Genomic DNA, 23,285 nt, shown 5'->3' on the forward strand with positions numbered 1-23,285 from the left:
ACCAGATGGCTACTAAATCAATAGAACTCTTTTGATGTCCGGGCAATAGTTGTCGCAGATCTCCCGGTACTTTTCATTTATATGACTATCGCGCGATACCTGCGTCGGGTGCTTGCACGCCAGATTGTCACCAGCCGAAAAAAACGCGACAGCTCCCTGTCGTGCTTTGACGATTTCATTCGCGCTTTCAGCATCTCCGTGATGAGGGACTATGACCGCGTCAAAATCCATGGCATGCAGTTCTGCGACGTAAGTGTTGGTGTCTGTACGGATACGGCTATAAACATAGTCGCCGGCGATAAGCGCTCTTTTGCCAGCGCTTTCAAAAACAGTTACAAGGCAATGGCCGTTATCATCATTTTGCGTCGGAGCGCTTCTATATATGTCAAGCCAGCTATTGGCTGAAAGATCAACATGAAGACGTTCAATTGCTTTGATATCGAATTTTATGGCGGGATCTTTATATGCTAATGATTTTGCTCCTTTCGGCACATATATATGGCGGATTTTTTTCCTGAGCGTTGAATCCCAGGCCAGAATTCTCCAGTGATCCTGGTCCGCATGGGAAAGAACAATATCAATGGTATCTATGCCATCAATGAAGCGAGCCAAATCGTTCCTGATTTTTTTCCCCTGATACAACGGCCTGATGACCGGCTTGCCGGCCCCGATATCCAGTAAATAGGCCCGTTTCTTGTTGGATACTATCGAGCACATCCCTTGCCCGACGTGAAAAGCGGACAAGGTCCAAGTGGAAGGGGTTGAAGCGTTCAAATCACCGTCAGGCACAGAGAGATTCAATACTTCTTCAGCAAGTGACGGGGGGCTAAGCAAATGAATGTTCTGGCTTGCCATACCGCAGGATAAAAGTCTGAAGAACCTTGGCTGCTCCTCGCTGAAGGTCGGGTAGGCATAACCATCCCGTGGTGTTGTGTCCCATTCGACCTTCAGACGATACCAGCGGCTTCGAGCCTCGACAGACTCGTCAAGAAGATCAAATTTTTCACGTTTAGAAACATCGGGCAGTCGGCCATATAAAAGCTGAAGAAAAGTCCAGTAGCTGACTTCAATTGAAAAAACCTTGACCCCTTCCTTGCGCTCCAGTGTATTGGATTCGAAAAACTGCTCTTCCACAGCAAGCATTCGCACGCAACGCCCGCCTTGTTGATATTCCTTTAGTGCGCGACACGAATCTATCTGACAGTAAAATACGTTAGTTTCGGATGTGTACATTCATTTTTGCCTTCTGAGAATCATCTACTCAATTTCGAATTGATAGCTTTGACTCGCTTCATCAACCGTGTAGGTTCGGAATTGATATCAATATGCCACCTGGCATTGAAGAAAACCACCGCAACCTTTCAGCACCAGCACTCGATCTGCATTCGGAGATCGCAGGCGAGTGCAGAATTCGTTACCCGATCCAATACACGTTTCGCACAAGTTCTGAACATCCCGAGGCTGGCGATGTTCTAGATGGGGTAGAACCCGGATCAAGGACGAGCGAATGGATATTTCCAGCCGTGCGACGCCGTTACCCGACCTTCAGGGCCCTGTCACCCGGCGCCTGGCCATTGCAGTGGGTGCGCTGTTCATTGCCGGAGTGATCGCGGCGACTGCCGCGCTGCTCGGTATCGCCCGCCAGCTGGATGAAGACGACATCAATGATGTCCGGTTCTATTCGGCCCGAGCGCTGGAAAACCGGATCACCGCATCGAAGAACTACATCACCAGTTATGCCTACTGGACGACAGCCTATGAACGTTTGAGTGGCACCGTCGACACGAACTGGGCCTACAACGAGCAGAACATGGGCAAGACCTTGTTCACCAACGACGGCTATGACGGTCTGTTCGTGTTGGATCGGGAGCGCACCCAATATGCCGTCGTCCGTGGGCAATTGCTTGATGCGCAGATGCCCGCTTTTCTCCAGGTGCCGGCGATGAGCCTGATCGAACAAGTGCAGAATCAGCCGGACCTGACCAAACCCGTCAGCACTTATGCCTTGTTCGAGGACTGGCCGGCGCTGGTCACCGCCGCGGCGATCATTCCCAACGATGAACGTCCGGTGGGTGATCCACACAAGACATCGGTGCTGGTATTCGTCGACAAACTGACGCCCACAAAGCTGCGCAAGATCGGCAGCGGTTATGGACTGAACAATCTGACCCTGGCCCCGGACGAAACCATTGACCCGGGACAGCCGCGCGTTGCGCTGGACAGTACCGGATATAGCCTCGTTGCGGATCTGGAGCGACCGGGTCAGCACCTGCTGTGGTCATTGTTGCCAACCCTGAGTCCCGCGTTGATCGTGTTGATGGCGCTGACGGCATGGTTCTTCCGGCATGCCTTGCGCTCTTCACGGTATGTCGACAACAGCGTTGAAGCGATGCAGGCCTCGAACCAGGCACTGCTGGCTTCCAACCGTGCGCTGGAAGCCAGTGAAGAGCGTTTCCGCGCGGTGGCCGAAGCGGCTTCCGACTGGATCTGGGAAGTGGACCAGGAGTTGTCCATCACCTATTTATCTGCCCGGTTCAGTGCGGTTACGGGCTATCCGCAGGCACAGTGGATCGGGCAAGGCATCGGGCACTTGCTGGCATGCGACACAACACCGTTGAATCTGTGGTTGAGAAAGCTCAACGAGGACAGCAATGCCAGCGACTTGCGGTGCACCTACCGCGATTGCAAGGGGCAGCAGCGCCATTGCCGTCTTTCGGCCAGGCCAATCATGGAAAGCGCAACGCTCGTCGGCTATCGCGGCACCGCCAGCGACATTACCGACGAAGTTGCCGCGCATGCGCAGATCCAGCACCTGTCTTTGCATGACGCCCTAACCGGTCTGCCCAACCGCAACAAACTGTCGCGCTATCTGGACGACGCTCTGCTGCTCAAGGAGCACGCCCCGCCGGTGTCGCTGTTGATGATTGACCTGGACAATTTCAAGCCCATCAACGACTCACTCGGGCACCCGGCCGGCGATGCCGTTCTGCACGAGGTCGCCGGTCGACTGCGAGAATGCACGCGCGACCACGATATCGTCGCCCGTCTGGGCGGTGACGAGTTCGTCGTTGTGCTCTGCGGCATGGACACGCATCAGGAGATCGACAGATTCTGCACACGCCTGATCGGCAGCCTGCATCAGCCCATCCTCTTCGAACAGCAACCGTTGCACATCGGCGCCAGCGTCGGAATCGCCCTGAGCCGGCGTCACGGCTACGTGGCGAGCGAGCTGATCCGTTGCGCGGACATTGCGCTGTACCAGGCCAAATCCGAAGGCAAGAACACCTGGTGCTATTTCGAAGCGCACATGAGCGATCAGATCCAGACCCGCCGGCAGATGGAGGACGACCTTCGAAGTGCCCTGACGAACAATGAGTTCGTGCTGCACTATCAACCCCGATACAAGGTCGATGGCAAGGAAATCGTCTCGGTCGAGGCACTGGTGCGCTGGCAGCATCCTGCCAAAGGGTTGCTCGGGCCGGATTTGTTCATTCCGCTGGCCGAACAGACAGACCTGATTGTTCCCCTCGGCCGCTGGGTCCTGCGTGAGGCTTGTGAAACGGCACTGACCTGGCCGGCGGACATTCTCCTGTCGGTCAACCTGTCACCTGCGCAGTTTGCGATCAGCGATGTGGTCGAAGATGTACGCGAAGTGCTGGTTGGCACTCGCTTCCCGGCTAGCCGGCTGGAGCTGGAAATCACCGAGAACGTGATGCTCAACGACACGGACGGCGCGTTGACCACCATGACCGCGCTCAAGGAACTGGGCGTGCGCCTGAACATGGATGACTTCGGCACCGGTTATTCCTCCCTTGGCTATCTGCGGGCCTACCCGTTCGATGGCATCAAGATCGACAAACGTTTCATTGCTTCCATCAGCACCGGCGCCAATGATCGGGCGGTGGTGCAGGCCATCATCGGACTCGGTAAAGCGATGGGGCTGACCGTGACCGCCGAAGGCGTCGAAACCGAGGAACAGCTGGACATACTGGGCAAGGATCAATGTAACGAAGTGCAGGGTTATTACATGAGTCGCCCGATCGACAAGGCGGCCTTCGCCAGTCTTCTGCAGGCATCAAGAGCCGCTGCTGTCGATCCTTCCAGGCCGCGAAAAGGCCGGGTGACCTGAGGACGCTGACTCAGCACATCCGCTCAATCGCGGCGCGACGGTTTACTTCAGTATCCGGCGACTTCCATCACGGCCGGTCACTGACACATGAAAGGTTTCATGCAACCGCGTTTCGCCTTGGCACTGTTGTATTGCGCAATGGCCGACTCGGCATTTGCCAGCGGATTTCTCGACGACGCCAAGACCGAAGTGCTCAGCCGCAACTTCTACCTGAGCAACGACTACCGATCGCCCTCGCCCGCCGGGAAAAACTACAAACAGGAATGGGCTCAGGGCTTTATCGGCACTTTCGCATCCGGTTTCACGCAAGGAACCGTCGGATTTGGCCTCGATGCCCACACCTTTTATGGACTGAAACTCGATGGCGGCAAGGGGCATTCCGGCACGGGACTGTTGCCGGTGGACAGTGACGGCCGTAGTGAAAGCGACTATTCCAGCGCCGGCGGTGCATTGAAGCTCAAGGCCTCGAAAACCACCCTCGCCTTCGGTGAAATGACCGTGGAAACGCCGGTGTTCGACACTTCGGACAAACGCCTGCAACCGGAATATGCCACGGGGTTTCTGCTCGACAGCCATGAGATAGAAAACGCGCGCCTTGTCGCCGGGCGCTTCACGGCGTTCAAGAACCAGGACAGCTCTTCCGGCAAAGGCGACTTTCAGGGCTATGGCGCCAGCACCCAAGGCGAAAGCATCAGTTTTATCGGCACCGACCTGTTCAGCGACAGCCCGGTGGGCGGTGCGCTGTATGCGTCCGATCTGAGCGACACCTGGCGCCAGTACTACGCCAACCTGCATTTCAAACAGTCCGGGCTGTTGCTCGACGCCAACGTCTACCACACCCGCGACACCGGTCAGGCACGGGCCGGCGACATCGACAACACCGCGTTCAGCCTCTCGGGCAAATACACTTTCGGCGCCCACGCGGTGATGCTCGGCTGGCAGCGCATCAATGGCGACACGCCGTTCGATTTTGTCGGTGGCGATTCCATCTACCTGGCCAACTCGATCAAATACGCCGACTTCAACGGCGCCCACGAGCGCTCCTGGCAAGCGCGTTACGACCTGGATCTCGGCGCCTTCGGCATTCCCGGGCTGAACTTCATGACCCGCTACGTCGCCGGCAGCCACATCGACGGCACCCACGCGCCCAAGGGTGGTGCCTATAACCCGTTTGACGCGGACAGCGGGCAATACCAGCCACAGCAAGGGGACGGCGGCAAACACTGGGAACGCGACATCGATCTGCGTTACATCGTCCAGTCCGGCGCGGCCAAGGATCTGTCGGTGCAGCTGTCCCACGTGTCGCACCGGGCCAACAGCGCCCAGGCGGGCGATGACATCGACCGGATCTACGTGGTGATTCAGTACCCGTTGGGCTTTTGAGGGAAACTGGCGGAAGGCAGCCGGAGTCGAACCTGCCCGGGAACGGATGCCGTCCCCAACCGGGTTTGAAGCCCGGCCGCGCCACCGGGCGCGATTGCCTTCCTTGAACTCAGTCGGCGCCGGGGTTGGCCAGCGCACTGTCGAAGCGGATTTGCCGGCCTTCGCCGACGCGCCGGGTCAGGCCCAGCCGATCGAAGTATTCGAGGATCTGAATACTGCGCTTGCGTCCCAAGCCTAGCGCATCGCGGAATGCCGTGACTTCGATCTGCGGATTTTCTTCGGCCAGGCGCAGCAGGACTGCCGCCATTTGCCGCAGCGTGATGTCGGTGACAAACAGGTCGCGCACCACTTGATGCATCACGCCAAGACGCGCCAGTTTGCGCAGCAGCAAACGCACGGTCGCGTCCTCCTGACCGACGACTTTCGCCACATCACGAACCCACGGCGGATCGAAGCCGGCCTGTTCGAACAACGGCTGTAGCGCCTGCCACAGGATTTCGTCGTCGGTGCTCAGGCGCACTTGATGGTCGGGCAAATGCAGCCACGGGCCGCTCGCGACCAGCGAACCGGCGCCGAGCAGTTCTTCGAGCAGGCTGATGAAGGTCGCGCGTTCGAGGCTCAAACCGCTGAAACGCCGCAGACGGTCGCGATCCGGGCCCATTTGATCGGGCTCCAGTTCATGAAAGCGCGCCAATTGTTCCAGCAGGGTGAACTTGAGCATGCCCCAGCGCTGCGCATTGAACAGCACCGGCCCTTGCCGGGTTTCGATCAGGCGGACGTTGTCCGGCAGTGACCAACTGTCACGCGGACGATTGAACTGACGCTCCAGGCGCTGCGGATCGAGGCCGCTTTCGCTGTATTCCAGCAACGTCGGCAAGGCCTGTTCCAGCTCGGAGCTGATCGACAGCACACGCAGTTGCGCCAGCCGTTCCGGGCTGCGGCGCTGGCGGGCCGGGGCGAAGGGATCGAGCACGCGCCCGCCGCCAAGGGTTCGCTGGGCGCTGGCGTCACGCAGGATCAGCGGATCACCGTGGACACCGTGCACCGGGACGTTCGTCAGCAGTTGCGCAAACATGCGCTCGCCGGGTGCCAGGCTCGAGCCTTCCAGCAAGGCGACCCGGGCGATCACGTCCTGAGTGCCGATATGCAGGTGCACCGGCTGGAAATGCTCGAAAACCCGTTCGCCCGGCAGCAGTCGGAACTCGATGTCCAGCCGCTGGGTCGGTGCGTGCAGCCATTCGGCGAGCAACCATTGGCCGCGATGGATCTGCCCGAGTTCCAGACGGTCCGCGCTGATGTTCAGGGCCACGCGCTGGCCAGCGAAGGCTTGTTCGGCGGCTTGATTCTGCGCGTGCAGGCCCCTGACCCGTACGGTTTTTCCCGCCGGGCCGAGGCTGAGTTTGTCACCCACGGCGACCGAGCCCGAAAGCGCCGTCCCCGTCACCACGATGCCGGCGCCGGCGACACTGAACGCCCGGTCGATGGCCAGGCGAAATCCGCCTTCGTGACTGCGCTCCTCGCCTTCTATCTGCAGCAATGCCTCGCGTAGCGCATCGACGCCCTCGCCCGTCACGCTGGAAACCGTCAGCAACGGTGCTTCGGCATAGGGCCCGGGTGCCAGCAGGCGTTCAATCTGTCGGCGAACCTCTTCTACCCTGCCCGCCTCGACCCGGTCGCACTTGGTGATCGCCACCAGCGCCCGTGGAATGCCCAGCAGCTCGACTATCGCCAGATGTTCGCGGGTCTGCGGCATCACGCCGTCATCCGCCGCCACCACCAGCAACACCAGATCGATGCCTTGCGCACCGGCGAGCATGTTGTGGGTGAATTTCTCGTGGCCCGGCACGTCGATGAAACCGGTCAGCCCGGCGCCGGGCGCCAGTTCTGCGTACAGATAGCCGAGGTCGATGGTCATCCCGCGCTCGCGTTCCTGCGGGCGGCGGTCGCCGGTTTGCCCGGTCAGCGCTTCGAGCAGTGACGTCTTGCCGTGGTCGATGTGCCCTGCCGTGCCGACGATCACGTTTGCAACTGCCCGAGTTGCGCCTGCCACGTCGGTTCATCGTCGAGTTGCCGCAGATCCAGCCACAACGCGTCGTCATCGATGCGTCCGAGCACCGGGATCGGCAAGGCGCGCAGCGCGGCTTCCAGATTCAGCAGGCAACGGCCGCGCAGGCGCTTCGATACTTGCGGGCGGAGGCACAGCGCTGCGCTTGGCAGGCGCGCCACCGGTTGGCTGCCGCTGCCGATCATGCCCAACGCGGGCTCCGCCGTGACGGTCCAGCCCTCGCCCAACAACTCGGACAAGGCCGGTTGCAGGCGTTCGGCCTGGGCCAGAATGTCGGCTTGCGGGCGGGTCAACAGGCGCAGGCTCGGCAAGCGTTCGGCCAGACGATCCGGGTCGCGATAGAGCCCGAGCACCGCTTCCAGTGCGGCCAGGGTCAGTTTGTCGACCCGCAACGCGCGTTTCAGCGGGTTTTTCTTGATCTTCGCGATCAGGTCCTTGCGCCCGACGATCACTCCCGCCTGGGGCCCGCCGAGCAATTTGTCGCCGCTGAAGGTGACGATGTCGGCACCATCGAGCAGCGCTTGGCGCACCGTCGGTTCCGCCGGCAGACCCCAGCGGGTCAGATCCAGCAGACTGCCGCTGCCGAGGTCTTCGAGCAGCGGCAGGTCATGCCGATGGGCCAACGCGGCCAGTTCGGAGGTCGGCACCCGGGCGGTGAAGCCTTCGATGCTGTAGTTGCTCGCGTGCACACGCATGATCAGGCCGCTGCGTGGGCTGATTGCGGCTTCGTAGTCACGGGCGTGGGTACGATTGGTGGTGCCGACCTCGTGCAGGCGCACGCCGGCGCGGCTCATGATGTCGGGGATGCGGAACGCCCCGCCGATCTCGATCAGCTCGCCCCGGGAAATGATGCCTTCCTTGCGCGCGCCGAGGCTGTTGAGGGTCAGCAGCACGGCGGCGGCATTGTTGTTGACCACCGTAACGGCTTCGGCGCCGGTCAGTTCGCGGATCAGGCCTTCGATCAGGTCGTCGCGGTCACCGCGCTTGCCGCTGGCCAGGTCGAACTCCAGATTCAAGGGATAGCGCGCCGCCAGTTGCACAGCGTCAATGGCTTCTTGGGGCAACAAGGCCCGGCCGAGGTTGGTGTGCAGCACGGTGCCGGTCAGGTTGAACACCCGGCGCACCTGGCTGCGCTGCTTCAGAGCCAGACGTTCGGCGACCCTTCCGGCGAGTGCTTCAGGGCTGATTTCAACGGCGGTCAGTTGCCCCGCCACCACCGCTTCGCGCAAGTCATCCAGTAACTGGCGAAACCCCGTCAACAGGGCCTCGCGCCCGTAACGCTCGGCCAAAGGCTGGCACGCGGGGTGGCGCAACAGGCTGTCAATGGACGGTAACCGCAGGGCAACACTCACGGACATCAGGCACTCCCGAAATCGAAATACGCCTGATGATGTTAGACCACCCTGCTTCTAGCGCAGCGCGGCCCTCTGAACCGGTACATAGGTTTGACTCAGGTCCGTGGCCCAGCCATCGAGTACGGCTTTCACGTTATCGGGCGTCATGACCTGTTTGTCGTTCTCCAGCGGCACACCCTTGCCCTTGCGCACCACCTCGGCCACGACTTCCCCGGTCGAACCGTCCTCGAAGGACACTTCGGTGGCGATCTCACTGTCCCGGTCACGAATGCCTGTGGCAGTGCTCACACCCGCCGCAACCAGCGTCACCGGCAGCCATTCATAAAAACGCAGGCCCTGAGTACTGGCGGCGACCTGGGTGATGGCCGGTTTGACGATCAGCGTGTTCGGGCCGGGTTTCGACGCCAGCGGCAGCACCTTGCCCAGCTCCAGCCTGAGGGCTGCGTCGTAATAATGCGTCACGCCCGACAAGGTACTTTGGGGAATGCGCGGCGAAGGCTGGGGCCGTGGATAGAACTGGCTCGGCGCCAGATAAACCTGGGTGTAACGGCCCCTCGCCAGTGTCGGGCTGACCCAACTCAGAATCTTCTGCCCCGAAGCGGTCTGCCCTTCCTTGAGCACGCTGTAATCCCGTAGAAACCCGGCCTGCGGCTCGGCCGGAAGCTTCTTGCTGCTGCACGCCGACAGGCTGAGGGTGGCGGCAAACAGCACGGCCAGTGAGCGATGGTTACTCATCGAGGGTGTTTCCTTTTTCAGGCGTGGACGTGGTTGTGCGGGGTGTTGTCGGAGCATTCGATGCGCAACTGGCCGTGGGTCATGATCCATTGGATGAATTCGGCGGTAGGAATCGTGTGAAGGTATTCGACCCAATGGGCTTCGGTCGGGCTGAATCGCTCGAAATAGCGGCGCAGGATCAACTGGCTCTGATCGTTGGCCAGCCCCAGGCACGTCTCCTGGAACAGGATCGGCGTGTCAGGGCCCGGTGCGGTGGTGCGCTGGGTCAGGATCAACGGGCGCACGGCGCCATGGTCCCGGGTGATGTAGCCGCTGTTCATGTCCTTCATGTTGAGCCCCCTTGGTTGGAAGGCGTGCAGAGTGCCTGCGGATGTTTGCCCGACGATGTCCGGCTGATGTCCGCGCTGAAGGAATGTTGCAGGATTGAAATATATGACCGGCGCATCGAAATGGTTTTAGATGCGCTTCTTTTGGGTTCGTGGATTGCGTAAACGTGAGCAGATTGCTGATCGTCGATGACGACGGGGAAATTCTGTCCTTGCTGAAGAAGTTCTTTGTTCAGCACGGCTATCAGGTCGATGTCGCCGCCCATGGCGAGGCCATGTGGGCGGCCATTGCGCAGGCACGGCCGGACACGATCATCCTCGACCTGATGCTGCCCGGCGAGGGTGGCCTGAGCCTGTGCCAGAAGGTCCGGGCGCAGATGGGCATCCCGATCATCATGCTCACTGCCATGGCCGAGTTGAGCGACCGAATTGTCGGCCTGGAACTGGGCGCCGACGACTACCTGACCAAACCCTTTGCCCCGCAGGAATTGCTGGCCCGGGTGCGCGCCCTGCAACGTCGGGTCGGTGAAAACACCCCGTCGGTTGGCGAGCCTTCACGGCCGGTCATGGCCTTCGCCGGTTGGCATCTGGACATCACCTGCCGCGAACTGCGCTCGCCCGAAGGCGTGATGATTCCGATGTCCGCCGGCGAATTCGACCTGCTGCTGGTGTTGCTCGAACATCCGCAACGCATCCTGACCCGCGAGCAGTTGATCGACCTGACCCACGGCCAGGGTCACGACGCCTATGACCGCAGCATCGACGTGCAGATCAGCCGGCTGCGGCGCAAGATCGAACCGGACAGCAAGCGGCCGGACCTGATCCGCACCGTGCGCAACGGCGGCTACATGTTCACCGCCAAGGTGAGCCGCTCATGATCGGCCGGATGCTGCGACGCGACACCCTCAGCCGGCGGATTGCCCTGACAATCGTCGCGGCCATGCTCGCGTCGCTGCTGCTCAATGCGCTGTTCGTTCAGGTCGCGGGGATCTGGGCCCGGCCGCCGATCGAGCGCACCGGGCTGCTGGAGCAGATTGCCGCGACCACCCGAGTGATCGAGGCAGCGCCGGCGAACTTGCGCCCGCAACTGGCCAGTGCCGCCAGCAGCCCGATGCTGGAAGTGGTGTGGAAACCCCGTCGGGTCGACTTCGGTCTGCCTGGGGATGGCGAACAGGTCGAGGCCGGAAAAGTGCCGGCGCTGCGGCAATTGCTTGGCAATGACCGGCAGATCGACGTGTTCAACCCCGACGACTGGCCCGCCGGCAGCCCTCGCGCGCATTACATGGCGCTCGTGCGGCTGGCGGATGACAGCTGGCTCTCATTCACGCCGCCGGAGCGCAGTTGGGGCCTGAGCCTGAACGTGCGGATTGCCGTGATCGTTGCCCTGGGTCTGGTTGCCACGTTGCTGGTCGCCTGGCTCGCCACACGCCAATTGGCCCAGCCATTACAGCGTTTTGCCCATGCCGCGCGGCGTTTTGGCGGAGATCTGAAAGCGCCGCCAATCCACCTCGAAGGCCCGCACGAAATCCGTCAGGCCATCGTCGCGTTCAATACGATGCAAGCGCAGATCCAGCATTTCATCGGCGAACGCACCCACATGCTCGCTGCCATCTCCCACGATTTGCGCGCCCCGCTGACCCGGATGCGCCTGCGCAGCGAGTTCATGGAAGACCTCGACCATCAGGGCAAGCTGATCCGCGACATCGAGGAAATGCAGTCGATGATCAACGCCGCCCTGGCGTTCTTCCGGGAAGACACCCACCTGGAGCAATCCACCGCGTTCGATCTGTCGGAGTTGCTGCAAACCATCGTCGATGACTACCGCGATCAGCACATCGACATCGGTTTCATCGGTCCGGCACATGTGGTGTATGACGGCCGGCCGCTGGGCATCAAACGGGTCATCGTCAATCTGCTGGATAACGCGGTGAAATACGGACAGCGCCCCAGCGTGGTGCTGAGCAGCGATGACACGTCGATTCGCATCGAGGTCATTGACGAGGGGCCGGGAATTCCCGAGGACGCGCTGGAGCGGGTGTTCGACCCGTTCTTCCGTCTCGAGACCTCGCGCAACCGTGACACCGGCGGTGTCGGGCTCGGTCTTTCGGCGGCCCGGGGGATCATTCGGGAACAGGGTGGCGAACTGAGTTTGCGCAATCGCCGCAGCGGCGGCTTGCGCGCGCGGGTTGAATTGCCCCATCGCTGAGGCTTATTCGTCGCCGGGCGCCAGCAACAGATTCGGCGCCAGACGCTGAAAACCGTCCTGAGCCAGGCGCATGTCGAGCAGCAGACTGCCCAGATCCGCCGACAGCGCCTCGCCCTCCCCGTCGTTCTCCAGATACAACAACTTCAGGTAGCTATTGCAGCCCGGACAGACTTCGGCGCGCAGCGGCGCCTGATTGGCGGCATGGCGGTCATCCTCAAGGCTCAGGTATTCAAGCCCTTTGCTCTGCTCGCAATACACGCACTTGACCCGCACCACATGCCATTCGCAGGCGCACAGCGAACACACCAGATAACGCAGGCCGTTGTGCTTGCCGCGATGGCGGATCACCCCGGCCATGGCCGGCGAGCCACAGGCCGGGCACTGGCTGAGGCTGTCGCCGGGCGACAGTTGCAGGTTTGGCGCACTGAGCAGCCAGTGACTCCACGCCGCTTGCAGCGCCGCCCCGAGAAACGGCACCAGCGCCGCCGGCACCAGCGAATACTGGCCGCTGACCAGCGCCACGGCCCACGCCCGTAGCTGACCGGGGCTGGCGATGCGCAGCGTGGTCACGGCCTCGACCACCGCGGGTTGCTCGGGGGCGATATAACGCTGGAGCAAGGCTTCGAGATACAGCTGCCAGGTGTCCTCGCGAATCAGGGTGTCGGCGGCGAACGGCGGCATGCCGTGTTGCCGGCAGACTTCCAGCCGCTGTTCATCGAGCGGCGCGGTCGAGGGCGGCTCGTCGAAGATCTGTTGCTGGACACGGCACAACCCGGCGATCAAATGCAGGTAATCGACCAGCGGATGCCCTTCGGCCAAACGTTCTAGACGCTGGGCCCGCAGCATGAACAGGTTGTGCGGCGGCAGGTGCAGAAACGGCGGTGAACTGGCCGCCGCTTCGATTTCTCCGGGTTCAAGGATGGTTGGCAACTGTCAGCCCTTTTTCGTGACCGGTCGCTCTGGCGGATCTTTGCTCTCCACCTCGCGATACCAGAGTGCATGGTGTTTCCTGGCCCAGGCGCGACTGACCCAGCCGTGCATCATCGCGTCCACCGAGCCCTTGATCCAGATTCCGGCGTAGATGTGCACGATGATGCTCAGGATCAGCACAAACCCCGCCAGTGCGTGCAGCAACATCGCCCAGCGGATCGTGGTGATGCCGAAGTAATGGCTGAAATACGCGCGCCAGATCACCAGTCCCGTGAACAGCAATCCGAGCATGCACAGCAGTAAAGTCCAGAACAGCAGCTTTTGCCCGGCGTTGTATTTGCCCACCGCCGGCACGGTTTCCTCGTCGTTGACCAGCACCCGGTCAATGCGCCGCAGCCACTTCCAGTCGTTGTCGATGAAGAAGTTCGAGCGCCAGAAGCGAAACACCAGGCCAAGGAAGAACACGAACATCAGCACGCCCATGAACGGGTGCAGGATCCGCGTCCACGGCCCGCCGCCGAACAGATTGGTCAGCCAGAACATCGACGGATGAAACAATGCCAGCCCCGACAGCCCGGCCATGAAGAACAGAATCGCCACCAGCCAGTGGTTGGTGCGCTGGTTGGCGGTGTAGCGCAGGATCGTCTTGTTGCTCATGGCCGGCCCTCCCCGCGTGGGTCGAAGGTGTGCACCGCCGGATCGACGACGTGCACCGAGGTGTCGGGCGGTTCGGGATGTTCATCTTCCTCCACCCGGTTCGGGCCGATCCGCACGTAATGGAAGAACCCGGCCAGCACCGCCGCGCCCATGGCCAGCAGCGCCAGCGGTTTGCTGATGCCTTTCCACAGGCCTACCAACGGACTGATGGCCGGATCGTTGGGCAGTCCGGCGTATATCGACGGGGTGTCCGCGTGATGCAGCACGTACATGACGTGGGTGCCGCCGACGCCTGCCGGGTCATACAGGCCTGCATTGTCGAAACCACGGCTTTTCAGGTCGACGATGCGCTCGGCGGCGTGGGTCTTCATGTCGTCCTTGGTGCCGAACACGATGGCACCGGTCGGGCAGGTTTTCACGCAGGCCGGTTCCAGCCCTACCGCCACCCGGTCCGAACACAGGGTGCATTTGTAGGCCTTGTGGTCCTTCTGCGAAATGCGCGGGATGTTGAACGGGCAGCCAGTGATGCAGTAACCACAACCGATGCAGTGGTCCTGATCGAAATCGACGATACCGTTGGCGTGCTTGATGATCGCGCCGGGGCTGGGGCACGCCGCCAGGCAACCGGGCTCGGCGCAGTGCATGCAGCCGTCCTTGCGGATCAGCCATTCGAGGTTGCCGGCGTCGGTTTCGTGCTCGGTGAAGCGCATCAGCGTCCATGAATCAGCGCTAAGGTCCTGCGGATTGTCGTAGGTGCCGTGGTTGTGGCCGACCTCGTCGCGCAGCTCGTTCCATTCCGAGCACGCGACCTGGCACGCCTTGCAACCGATGCATTTGGTGGTGTCGATCAGCTTGGCCACCTGTTCCTGACCGCGTATCGAAGGTGCCGGCGTGGTGGTGGCCGAGCGGGCAATGATGTCTTGGCTGGCCATTTATAGTTTCTCCACGTTGACCAGGAATGACTTGGATTCCGGGGTCTGTGTATTGCCATCGCCGAGGAACGGCACCAGGGTGTTGGTCAGGTAACCGTGACGCGTCAGGCCGGTGAAACCCCAGTGCAGCGGGATGCCGATCTGGTGCACCACCTGGTTGTTGACCTGCAACGGCCGGATCCTTTTGGTCACCACCGCCACCGCTTCAATGAACCCGCGCTTGCAGCTGACCCGCACCCGGTCGCCGGCAGCGATGCCCTTCTCCTTGGCCAGCACTTCGCCGATTTCCACGAACTGCTCGGGTTGGGCAATCGCGTTCAACTTGCAGTGCTTGCTCCAGAAGTGGAAATGCTCGGTCAGCCGGTAGCTGGTGGCGGCGTACGGGTAATCCTTGGCCACGCCGAGGCTGTCCCATACCGAATCGAAGATCCGCGCCGCCGGGTTGCTGGTGGCTTTCTTGTTGTCCGGGTGCAGCGGGTTGATGCCGATCGGCGTTTCGAACGGCTCGTAGTGCTCGGGGAATGGCCCTTCGTTCATCTTGTCGACGGCGAAGAACCGCGCCACGCCTTCGGGGTTCATGATGAACGGGTTCATCCCGGCTTCCGGCGGCACGTCGGCCTTGTAGTCCGGCACGTCGGTGCCGCCCCACGTCTTGCCGTTCCACCAGACCAGGCGTTTTTTCGGATCCCACGGCTTGCCGGCGACGTCCGCAGAAGCACGGTTGTACAGAATCCGTCGGTTGGCCGGCCAGGCCCAGGCCCAGCCCTGGTGCTGATGCATGCCGTAAGGGTCGTTGTTGTCGCGGCGGGCCATCTGGTTGCCGGCTTCGGTCCAGCTGCCGCAGAAAATCCAGCAGCCGGACGCAGTGCTGCCGTCATCCTTGAGCTGGGCGAACCCTGCCAGTTGCGAATTGCCCTTGATCGCCGCGCCCGTAGCGTCGGTGAAGTCAGTAGTGGCGTAGCCGTTGACCTCTTTGGCGATCTCTTCAGGCGAGGGTTCTTCGGCGATCTTGTACGGCCACGACAGTTTCAACAGCGGTTCTGCGAATTTTCCGCCCTCGGCCTGATAACGCTCACGCAGGCGCAGGAACAACGCACTCATGATCTGCACGTCAGTGCGCGCCTCGCCGGGGCCGTCGGCCCCTTTCCAGTGCCATTGCAGCCAGCGGCTGCTGTTGACCAGCGAGCCGTCCTCTTCGGCAAAACAGGTGGTCGGCAGGCGGATCACTTCGGTCTGGATGTCGGCGCTCTTCACATCGTTGAACGGCCCGACGTGTTCCCAGAACTGCGAGGTTTCGGTGGCCAGCGGGTCCATCACAACCAGCCATTTGAGTTTGGCCAGCGCCGCCATCACCCGATTCTTGTCCGGCAACGCGGCAATAGGGTTGAAGCCCTGGCACATGTAGCCGTTGACCTTGCCCTGCCCCATCAGGTCGAACACCTTGAGGATGTCGTAGTTGGGGATGTCGAGTTTCGGCAGATAGCTGTAGGCCCACTGGTTTTCGGCGGTGGCATTGGCGCCGTACCAGGCTTTCATCAGGCTGACGTGGAACTTGCTGTAGTTCTGCCAGTAAGACAATTGCCCCGGCCGCAGTGGTACTTGCGTGCGTTTATGGATGTAGGCCGCGTAATCCTGCTCGGCGTCGGTCGGCAGGGTCAGGTAACCCGGCAGCGCGTTGGACAGCAGGCCGAGGTCGGTCAGGCCCTGAATGTTGGAGTGCCCGCGCAAGGCATTGACCCCGCCGCCGGGCATGCCGACGTTGCCGAGCAACAGTTGCACCATCGCCGCGCTGCGGATGATCTGCGAGCCGATCGAGTGCTGGGTCCAGCCCAGCGCGTAGAGAATGGTCATGGTCTTGCCCGGGGTCGAGCAAGTGGCGATTTCCTCCCAGATTTTCTGCATCGCATCGACCGGCATCCCGCAGATCTGGCTCGCCAGGTCGATGTTGTAGCGGCTGTAATGCTGCTTCATCAGTTGATAGACGCAGCGCGGGTCCTGCAGGGTCGGGTCGACTTTGACGAAGCCGTCATCCCCCAGTTCGTAACCCCAGGTGGATTTGTCGGTGTAGCTGCGTTTGGCCGCGTCGTAACCGGTGAACAGTCCGTCCTCGAAGCCGAACCCGGCTTTGACGATGAACGACACGTCGGTGTAGTTGCGCACGTATTCGTGCTGGATCTTGTCCTCGGTCAGCAGGTAATTGATCAGCCCGCCCATGAACGCGATGTCGCTGCCGGTGCGGATCGGCGCGTAGTAATCGGCCACGGACGCGGTCCGGGTAAACCTCGGATCGACCACGATCAGCCGTGCGGCATTGTGCGCCTTGGCTTCGGTCACCCATTTGAAGCCGCAAGGATGGGCTTCTGCTGCGTTGCCACCCATCACCAGGATCAGATTCGCGTTGGCGATATCGGTCCAGGTGTTGGTCATGGCTCCACGGCCGTACGTCGGGGCAAGACTTGCCACCGTCGGGCCGTGTCAGACACGCGCCTGGTTATCGAACCCCAGCATGCCGAGACTGCGAACCACCTTGTGGGTGATGTAGCCCGCTTCGTTGGACGCTGCCGAAGCTGCGAGGAATCCGGTGGTCAGCCAGCGATTGACTGTCTGGCCCTGGGCGTTCTGCTCGACGAAATTGGCGTCGCGGTCGGCCTTCATCAGGTCGGCGACGCGGTCGAGGGCTTCGTCCCAGGTGATCCGGGTCCATTCGCTGCTGCCGGGCTTGCGCACCTGCGGGTACTGCAAGCGGCCGGGGCTGTGAATGAAGTCCAGCAGACCGGCGCCTTTCGGGCACAGGGTGCCGCGGTTGACCGGGTGGTCGGCGTCGCCCTCGATATGGATGATGTTTTGCGCAACGTTCTTCGCGGCATCGCCTTGGCTGTACATGATCAAGCCGCAACCGACCGAGCAATACGGGCAGGTGTTGCGGGTTTCATGGGTGTGGGCAAGCTTGAAGTGGCGCACCTGCTCGGCGAAGGCCAGCGTCGGGGCCATGCCCAACGCGCCCAGGCTAGAGCCTGCAAGGCCGATACCGGCGACCTTGAAGAACTGACGACGGCTGAGATCCATCGTGCACTCCTGATCAGGTGGAACCCGGTACTTGAGCCGGGTTTGTTCTGGACAATCACGGTTGCGGCAAACGAATGCCGATCTTTTCACTGTAGACAACGCCTCCGCCGCTTGTGTGAAAACCGACCGTCGGGCAAATATATGAATACTTGTGGGAGCTGGCTTGCCAGCGATGACGTCGGCACATCCGACATGAATATTGACTGACCCACCGCCATCGCTGGCAAGCCAGCTCCCACAGGTAATGTGGCTCCCGCAGTACTTGGGGTTTATCATCGCCGGCACGACCCATCTCCGCCTTCAGAGACCGCGCATGACTTTCGATTTTGATCAGGTATTCGACCGCCACGACACCGGCAGCACCAAGTGGAGCCGCTATCCGGCCGACGTGTTGCCGATGTGGGTCGCTGACATGGATTTCGCCGCGCCGCCGGTGGTTATCGAGGCGCTGCAACGACGCCTGCTGCACCCATTGGTTGGCTACAGCGTGGCCCAGGACAACCTGCGCGAGGCGATCGTCGCCGACCTCTGGAACAAGTTCGCCTGGCGGGTCAAACCGCAAGAGCTGATCTTCCTGCCGGGGGTGGAATCGGGTTTCAACATGGCGCTCAAGGCTCTGGTGCAACCGCAGCAGAACGTCGTGGTGCAAACCCCGAACTACCCGCCGCTGCGCCATGCGCCGGGCCATTGGGACCTGAACAAGATCGAACTGGAATTCAATGCCCAGGCCGACGGCAGCTACGCCACCCCGCTGGACGCACTGCGTGAATCCCTGACCGGTGGCGGCGCCCTGCTCCTGAGCAACCCGCACAACCCGATCGGCAAGGTCTTTGGCCGTGAAGAACTGCAAGCGGTGGCGGACATCTGCGTGGCGCAGGACGCCTGGATCATCTCCGACGAGATCCACGCCGAGCTGTGCTACGACGGCCGCGTCCACATTCCGACCGCGTCCCTGAGCCCGGAAATCGCCCGCCGCACCATCACCCTGATGTCAGCGAGCAAGGCCTACAACATCGCCGGTCTCAAGACCTCGTTCATGATCATCCAGGACGCCGCCCTGCGCGAGCGCGTCAACCACGCCCGTTGCGGCATGGTCGACAGCGTCAACCCATTGGGCATGGAAGCCACCCGCGTGGCCTACAGCGAGGCCGGCCCATGGCTTGAAGCGCTGAAACACTACCTGCAAGCCAACCGTGACTGGCTGGTGGACGCCGTGCGCAACCGCTTGCCCGGCGTGACCATCAATGTCCCGCAAGGCACGTACCTGGCCTGGCTCGACTGCTCGGCGCTGGATCTGGACGATCCGCAGAAATTCTTCCTGGACCACGCCCGCGTCGGCCTCAGCCCGGGCCTGGATTTTGGCGATCAAAGCCAGCAGTTCGTGCGCCTGAACTTCGGCTGCCCGCGTTCGATGCTCGAAGAAGGGATTGCGCGGATGGCGCGCAGCCTGGCCGAACGCAAGGCCTGACGCTGCCGTGATCTGAATGCGGAGGCTGTTCCAGACAGTGGCCGCAGGAAAAAGTGAACCGGCGCACCGGACGCGTCTCAATACATTCAAGGCCCCCAAACGGGTCGCGAGGGTGAGGACGGGCCGGCAACCATGACATTTATCATCTGGGTGGCAGTTCTCGGCGCCGTGCTGCTGACCCTAGCCCTGACGTCGTCGTACCTGCGCTGGATGCCGGTGACAACGTCGGCGGTGTGTCTGCTGCTGGGTATCGGCATCGGCCCGGTCGGGCTCGATCTGCTGGAGTTGCCGCTGGATAAAGCCTCCAAGTGGATGGAGCACCTGACCGAGGTCGCGGTGCTGTTTTCCCTGTTCGTCTGCGGTTTGAAGCTGCGTTTGCCGTTGCGCGACAAGCGCTGGCGGATCGCATTCGGCCTGGCGGGCCCGGTGATGGTGCTGACCATCACCGGCGTGTGCCTGCTGTTGCACTTCGGCCTGCACATGCCGTGGGGGCCTTCGTTGCTGATCGGCTCGATCCTCGCCCCGACCGACCCGGTGCTCGCGGCGCTGGTGCAGGTCAACGATGCGCGGGACGTCGACAGCGTGCGATTCGGCCTGTCCGGTGAGGCCGGACTGAATGACGGGATTGCCTTTCCCTTCGTGATCCTCGGCCTGTTACTGCTTAACGGTGAAGGTTTTGCCGCTGAATGGCCCGACTGGGTGTTGCGCAGCCTGCTCTGGGCCGTGCCCGCCGGGTTGCTTTGCGGTTACTGGATGGGCCGCGGCATCGGCCGTCTGACCTTGTCACTGCGCATCCGCAACGATGACAGCACCCTCAGCCCCAACGACTATCTGGCGTTGGCGTTGATCGCGCTGGCCTATGTGGTGGCTGAATCCATTGGTGGCTACGGGTTTCTGTCGGTATTCGCCGCCGGCCTGGGGTTGCGGCAGGAGGAAGTCAAATCCACCGGCGCCCACCAACCGCCCGCCGAGCATCTGGTGCAACCGGTGGTCGGTCATCAGAACGTCGAGCCGCAGCACGCGGTGCACGGCGATACCGAACGACTGGAAGACAGCCAGGTGGCCGCCGGGATCATGATGGGCGATATGCTCGCCTTCGGCAGTCTGGTTGAGCGGGCGATGGAGGTGTTTCTGGTCACGCTGCTGGGCGTGGTGCTGGTCAGTCACTGGGACTGGCGGGCGCTGCTGGTCGGCGGCGTGCTGTTCTGTGTCATCCGCCCGGTCTGCGTGGGGTTGATGCCGTGGGGATCGCTGCTGGCTGGGCGCCAACGGTTATTGATCGGCTGGTTCGGCATTCGTGGCATCGGCAGTCTGTTCTACCTCTTCTATGCGCTGAACCATGGGCTGGGCGACAGCGTGGGCATGTTGTGTACCGACCTGACCCTGTCGGTGGTGGCGCTGAGCATTCTGCTGCACGGCGTCAGCACCCAGCCGATTCTGGCCCGCTACGAGCGGCGTCAAAAACCGGGCAAACCCGAAGAGCGCGGTGGTGCTTCAGCTTCCCGGGTTGGTCACCTGAATGTAGAAGGCATAACTGCCCAGCAACATCCAGAACGTGGCAAAGATCCACGGCGTACGAATGGAAAACAGCAGTGACTTGCGATACCCCTTGTGGCTCGACTCCATTTCGCTGAACAGCGGCGATTCGTCATAAGCCAGGCCCATCAGGGGTTCGCTGCGCAGCAATTCACTCTGCTTGAAATGCCAATGATCGATGATGTCGTAGGCGGCACGAATCCCCGGCCAGGCATTGAGCGAACTGAGCAGGCCGAGCAAGGCCAGGAACGGTGGCACCACCAGGGTGAACAACTTGCCCCACTCGGGGTTGAGGTTGGCCATGCAGGACGCGAAGGCAATCACCAGAAACGATTGCGCCGCCAGGTAGGCGTCGGTTCGGTTGGCCAGGATGCTGGTTTCGTACTGGATTTCCCGTCGGTAGAAATCCAGCCGCTCTTTGGGTGAACCGAACATTTTGGCGTTATGTTCGTTCAGGGTTTCTTCGGCGGTCGGTTGGGTCAATATGCGTGGCACGGTGGAACGCTCCGAAACAAAGCGTTTGGAGGCGCCGCGCTCCGGACAAGTTCAGACCGATTGTGCCCCGGTTCACTTCATCGACTGGGCGATGATCTCCACCAGATTCAGCTGATTGAACGGTTTCGACAGTCTCGGCAAGCCCGCTGCAAAACCTTCGAGGCGCTCGGCATAACCGGTGGCGAGGATGATCGGCAGGTCCGGCTTGAGCAGGCGCACGGCGTGAGCCAGTTGCGCACCGCTCATCTGCGGCATGGCCATGTCGGTGATCATCAGATCGATGACCTCGCCCTGATCGAACAACTCCAATGCCTTGGCGCCGGAACTGGCGCTGATCACCCGATGGCCGAGGTCTTCCAGCAGCAGGACCGTGCTGGTGCGCACCAGGCTGTCGTCGTCCACCACCAGCACGCTGAGGCGCGGCACTGTATCGGTGGACACCATCGGGCCAAGCGGTTTGGCGACAACGCCGTCGACGGCCACCGGCAACCACAGTTCAGCGGTGGTGCCCTGCCCTTTGGTACTTTTCAGAATGAAGCGGCCACCCAGTTGCTCGATGAAGCCATGGACCATCGACAACCCCAGACCTGTGCCCTTGCCCAAGCCTTTGGTTGTAAAAAACGGATCGGTCGCCGACGCCAGCGTTTCAGCGTCCATGCCCTCACCGGTATCGGTCACCCTCAGGCAAACGTAGCGCCCTGCCGCCATCGTCGAATCGCGCTGTTCAAGCACCCCTTCAGATTCAGCGCTGATGGTGACGCTGCCGCCCTCGGGCATGGCGTCGCGGGCGTTGGTCGCCAGGTTGAGCACCGCCAGTTCGAGCTGGTTGCTGTCGGCCAGCACCGCTTGCAGGTCTTCGGGAAACTGTGTTTCGATGCGGATCCCCGGCCCCAGTGAGCTGCGCAACAGCCCGGTGATGCCCTGCACCAGTTTCGGAATTTCGATCGGTTCGGTCTTGAGTTCCTGACGCCGGGCGAAGGCCAGCATGCGTTGGGTCAGCGACACGCCGCGCAGTGCGCCCTGGGTAGCGTTTTCCAGCAGACGGCTGACTTTCGGGTCGTCGCCCAGGCGTTTGCGCACGATTTCCAGGTTGCCGAGGATCACCGTCAGCAGATTGTTGAAGTCATGGGCGATACCGCCGCTGAGTTGGCCGATGGCCTGCATTTTCTGCGCCTGGAACAGCGCTTCTCGGGTTTTCTCCAGGGCCTGTTGCGCCTGGGTAGCCTCGGTCACGTCGCGGGTAATCTTGGCAAAACCGAGCAAGGTGCCGGTGTCGCCGCGAATCGCATCGACCACCACATGGGCCAGAAACCGCGTGCCGTCCTTGCGCAGGCGCCAGCTCTTGTTCTCGAAGCGGCCCTCGCGCACCGCGGTTTCCAGGGCTCGCTGGGGTTCACCGGCCTCACGGTCTTCCGGGGTGTAGAACATCGAGAAATGCTTGCCGATGACCTCATCCGGCTTGTAACCCTTGATCCGCTGCGCGCCGGGGTTCCAGTTGGTCACCCGGCCTTCGGGGCTGAGCATGTAGATCGCATAGTCGGTGACGCCCTGCACCAGCAGGCGAAACTGCTGTTCGCTCTGTTTGAGGGTTTCTTCGGCCATCTTGCGGTCGGTCAGGTCGCGGGTGATCTTGGCGAACCCGAGCAGTTGCCCGCTCGGGCTGAAAATCGGATCGATCACCACGTGGCACCAGAAATGCGTGCCGTCCTTGCGTACCCGCCAGCCTTCACCCTCGAACCGGCCCTCGCGGATCGCCGTGTCCAGCGCCCGTTGCGGTAAACCGTTGGCACGGTCCTCATCGGTGTAGAACCGGGAAAAGTGTTCGCCGAGAATTTCGGCTTCTTCGTATCCCTTGAAACGTTTGGCGCCGGAGTTCCAGCTGGTGATGATGCCCTCGGGATCGATCATGTAGATCGCATAATCGACCACCGCATCGATCAGCAAACGAAAGCGCATCTCTTCGATCGCAGCGGACTTCTTGTTCTCGCTCATCAGGCTTGGC

Annotated in this window: 17 protein-coding genes and 1 tRNA gene; 6 read left to right on the forward strand and 12 right to left on the reverse strand. The window is 61.6% G+C overall.

Features of this window, described 5'->3' with window-relative positions; genetic code table 11:
- Positions 1-12: 12 nt before the first annotated feature.
- Positions 13-1,233 carry a ComEC/Rec2 family competence protein gene (locus tag M5G18_RS15180; RefSeq protein ID WP_273899487.1) on the reverse strand — a complete coding sequence of 407 codons (1,221 nt, stop codon included), beginning with the start codon at positions 1,231-1,233 and terminating at the stop codon, positions 13-15.
- A gap of 274 nt (positions 1,234-1,507) precedes the next feature.
- On the opposite strand from M5G18_RS15180, the gene M5G18_RS15185 reads away from it, so the two are divergent.
- Positions 1,508-4,129 (forward strand): bifunctional diguanylate cyclase/phosphodiesterase, encoded by a 2,622-nt coding sequence (locus M5G18_RS15185; protein WP_273899486.1) that lies wholly within the window; start codon positions 1,508-1,510, stop codon positions 4,127-4,129.
- Between the two features lie 99 nt (positions 4,130-4,228).
- The gene (locus tag M5G18_RS15190) at positions 4,229-5,512 is read left to right on the forward strand and encodes an OprD family porin (RefSeq protein ID WP_273899485.1); all 1,284 of its coding nucleotides are present in this window, start codon (positions 4,229-4,231) and stop codon (positions 5,510-5,512) included.
- A 7-nt stretch (positions 5,513-5,519) separates the two neighbouring features.
- Here the strand turns inward: M5G18_RS15190 and M5G18_RS15195 are convergent.
- From M5G18_RS15195 to M5G18_RS15215, 5 genes are all read right to left on the reverse strand, one after another.
- Positions 5,520-5,615, reverse strand: a tRNA-Sec gene (locus M5G18_RS15195).
- 6 nt (positions 5,616-5,621) lie between these two features.
- Positions 5,622-7,532 carry a selenocysteine-specific translation elongation factor gene (selB, locus tag M5G18_RS15200; RefSeq protein ID WP_273899636.1) on the reverse strand — a complete coding sequence of 637 codons (1,911 nt, stop codon included), beginning with the start codon at positions 7,530-7,532 and terminating at the stop codon, positions 5,622-5,624.
- Entirely contained in the window at positions 7,529-8,935 is a 1,407-nt protein-coding gene (selA, locus tag M5G18_RS15205) for an L-seryl-tRNA(Sec) selenium transferase (RefSeq protein WP_273899483.1), read from the reverse strand. The genes selB and selA overlap by 4 nt, the downstream gene beginning before the upstream one ends.
- 51 nt (positions 8,936-8,986) lie before the next feature.
- Positions 8,987-9,667, reverse strand: a complete 681-nt coding sequence (locus tag M5G18_RS15210; protein ID WP_273899481.1) for a DUF3313 domain-containing protein — start codon at positions 9,665-9,667, stop codon at positions 8,987-8,989.
- A 17-nt stretch (positions 9,668-9,684) separates the two neighbouring features.
- Positions 9,685-9,996, reverse strand: coding sequence for a hypothetical protein (locus tag M5G18_RS15215; protein WP_007951398.1), 312 nt, complete (start codon positions 9,994-9,996; stop codon positions 9,685-9,687).
- Positions 9,997-10,160: 164 nt separating this feature from the next.
- Between M5G18_RS15215 and M5G18_RS15220 the strand changes: the two genes are divergently transcribed.
- Entirely contained in the window at positions 10,161-10,871 is a 711-nt protein-coding gene (locus M5G18_RS15220) for a response regulator (RefSeq protein WP_273899480.1), read from the forward strand.
- Positions 10,868-12,199, forward strand: coding sequence for an ATP-binding protein (locus M5G18_RS15225; RefSeq protein ID WP_273899479.1), 1,332 nt, complete (start codon positions 10,868-10,870; stop codon positions 12,197-12,199). The genes M5G18_RS15220 and M5G18_RS15225 overlap by 4 nt, the downstream gene beginning before the upstream one ends.
- Before the next feature lie 3 nt (positions 12,200-12,202).
- Here the strand turns inward: M5G18_RS15225 and fdhE are convergent, their stop codons facing one another.
- The 4 genes from fdhE to fdnG are packed head-to-tail and all read right to left on the reverse strand — an operon-like array spanning position 12,203 to position 17,784.
- Positions 12,203-13,129, reverse strand: a complete 927-nt coding sequence (gene fdhE / locus M5G18_RS15230; RefSeq protein ID WP_273899478.1) for a formate dehydrogenase accessory protein FdhE — start codon at positions 13,127-13,129, stop codon at positions 12,203-12,205.
- 3 nt (positions 13,130-13,132) lie between these two features.
- Positions 13,133-13,786 carry a formate dehydrogenase subunit gamma gene (locus M5G18_RS15235; RefSeq protein WP_039768364.1) on the reverse strand — a complete coding sequence of 218 codons (654 nt, stop codon included), beginning with the start codon at positions 13,784-13,786 and terminating at the stop codon, positions 13,133-13,135.
- Positions 13,783-14,718 carry a formate dehydrogenase subunit beta gene (gene fdxH / locus M5G18_RS15240; RefSeq protein WP_273899476.1) on the reverse strand — a complete coding sequence of 312 codons (936 nt, stop codon included), beginning with the start codon at positions 14,716-14,718 and terminating at the stop codon, positions 13,783-13,785. The genes M5G18_RS15235 and fdxH overlap by 4 nt, the downstream gene beginning before the upstream one ends.
- Positions 14,719-17,784, reverse strand: a complete 3,066-nt coding sequence (gene fdnG, locus M5G18_RS15245; RefSeq protein ID WP_273899475.1) for a formate dehydrogenase-N subunit alpha — start codon at positions 17,782-17,784, stop codon at positions 14,719-14,721. It lies immediately after the preceding gene.
- Between the two features lie 313 nt (positions 17,785-18,097).
- Here fdnG and M5G18_RS15250 point away from each other — a divergent pair, with 313 nt between their 5' ends.
- The gene (locus M5G18_RS15250) at positions 18,098-19,252 is read left to right on the forward strand and encodes a MalY/PatB family protein (RefSeq protein ID WP_273899474.1); all 1,155 of its coding nucleotides are present in this window, start codon (positions 18,098-18,100) and stop codon (positions 19,250-19,252) included.
- 132 nt (positions 19,253-19,384) lie between these two features.
- Positions 19,385-20,848 carry a cation:proton antiporter gene (locus M5G18_RS15255; RefSeq protein WP_273899473.1) on the forward strand — a complete coding sequence of 488 codons (1,464 nt, stop codon included), beginning with the start codon at positions 19,385-19,387 and terminating at the stop codon, positions 20,846-20,848.
- Here the strand turns inward: M5G18_RS15255 and M5G18_RS15260 are convergent.
- Positions 20,747-21,283, reverse strand: a complete 537-nt coding sequence (locus M5G18_RS15260; RefSeq protein WP_007951411.1) for a hypothetical protein — start codon at positions 21,281-21,283, stop codon at positions 20,747-20,749. The two genes, M5G18_RS15255 and M5G18_RS15260, sit on opposite strands and share 102 nt — an antisense overlap.
- A 72-nt stretch (positions 21,284-21,355) precedes the next feature.
- Positions 21,356-23,275 (reverse strand): hybrid sensor histidine kinase/response regulator, encoded by a 1,920-nt coding sequence (locus tag M5G18_RS15265; RefSeq protein WP_273899472.1) that lies wholly within the window; start codon positions 23,273-23,275, stop codon positions 21,356-21,358.
- Between the last annotated feature and the right edge of the window lie 10 nt (positions 23,276-23,285).

Source organism: Pseudomonas aphyarum (assembly GCF_028657055.1).
GTDB classification, from domain to species: domain Bacteria; phylum Pseudomonadota; class Gammaproteobacteria; order Pseudomonadales; family Pseudomonadaceae; genus Aquipseudomonas; species Aquipseudomonas aphyarum.

Excerpts from the sequence above, each read along its gene's own strand:
- M5G18_RS15180 (WP_273899487.1), bottom strand. The coding sequence starts at position 1,233 with ATGTACACATCCGAAACTAACGTATTTTACTGTCAGATAGATTCGTGT.
- M5G18_RS15185 (WP_273899486.1), top strand. The coding sequence starts at position 1,508 with ATGGATATTTCCAGCCGTGCGACGCCGTTACCCGACCTTCAGGGCCCT.
- M5G18_RS15190 (WP_273899485.1), top strand. The coding sequence starts at position 4,229 with ATGCAACCGCGTTTCGCCTTGGCACTGTTGTATTGCGCAATGGCCGAC.
- selA (WP_273899483.1), bottom strand. The coding sequence starts at position 8,935 with ATGTCCGTGAGTGTTGCCCTGCGGTTACCGTCCATTGACAGCCTGTTG.
- M5G18_RS15210 (WP_273899481.1), bottom strand. The coding sequence starts at position 9,667 with ATGAGTAACCATCGCTCACTGGCCGTGCTGTTTGCCGCCACCCTCAGC.
- M5G18_RS15215 (WP_007951398.1), bottom strand. The coding sequence starts at position 9,996 with ATGAAGGACATGAACAGCGGCTACATCACCCGGGACCATGGCGCCGTG.
- M5G18_RS15225 (WP_273899479.1), top strand. The coding sequence starts at position 10,868 with ATGATCGGCCGGATGCTGCGACGCGACACCCTCAGCCGGCGGATTGCC.
- M5G18_RS15235 (WP_039768364.1), bottom strand. The coding sequence starts at position 13,786 with ATGAGCAACAAGACGATCCTGCGCTACACCGCCAACCAGCGCACCAAC.
- fdxH (WP_273899476.1), bottom strand. The coding sequence starts at position 14,718 with ATGGCCAGCCAAGACATCATTGCCCGCTCGGCCACCACCACGCCGGCA.
- M5G18_RS15250 (WP_273899474.1), top strand. The coding sequence starts at position 18,098 with ATGACTTTCGATTTTGATCAGGTATTCGACCGCCACGACACCGGCAGC.
- M5G18_RS15255 (WP_273899473.1), top strand. The coding sequence starts at position 19,385 with ATGACATTTATCATCTGGGTGGCAGTTCTCGGCGCCGTGCTGCTGACC.
- M5G18_RS15265 (WP_273899472.1), bottom strand. The coding sequence starts at position 23,275 with ATGAGCGAGAACAAGAAGTCCGCTGCGATCGAAGAGATGCGCTTTCGT.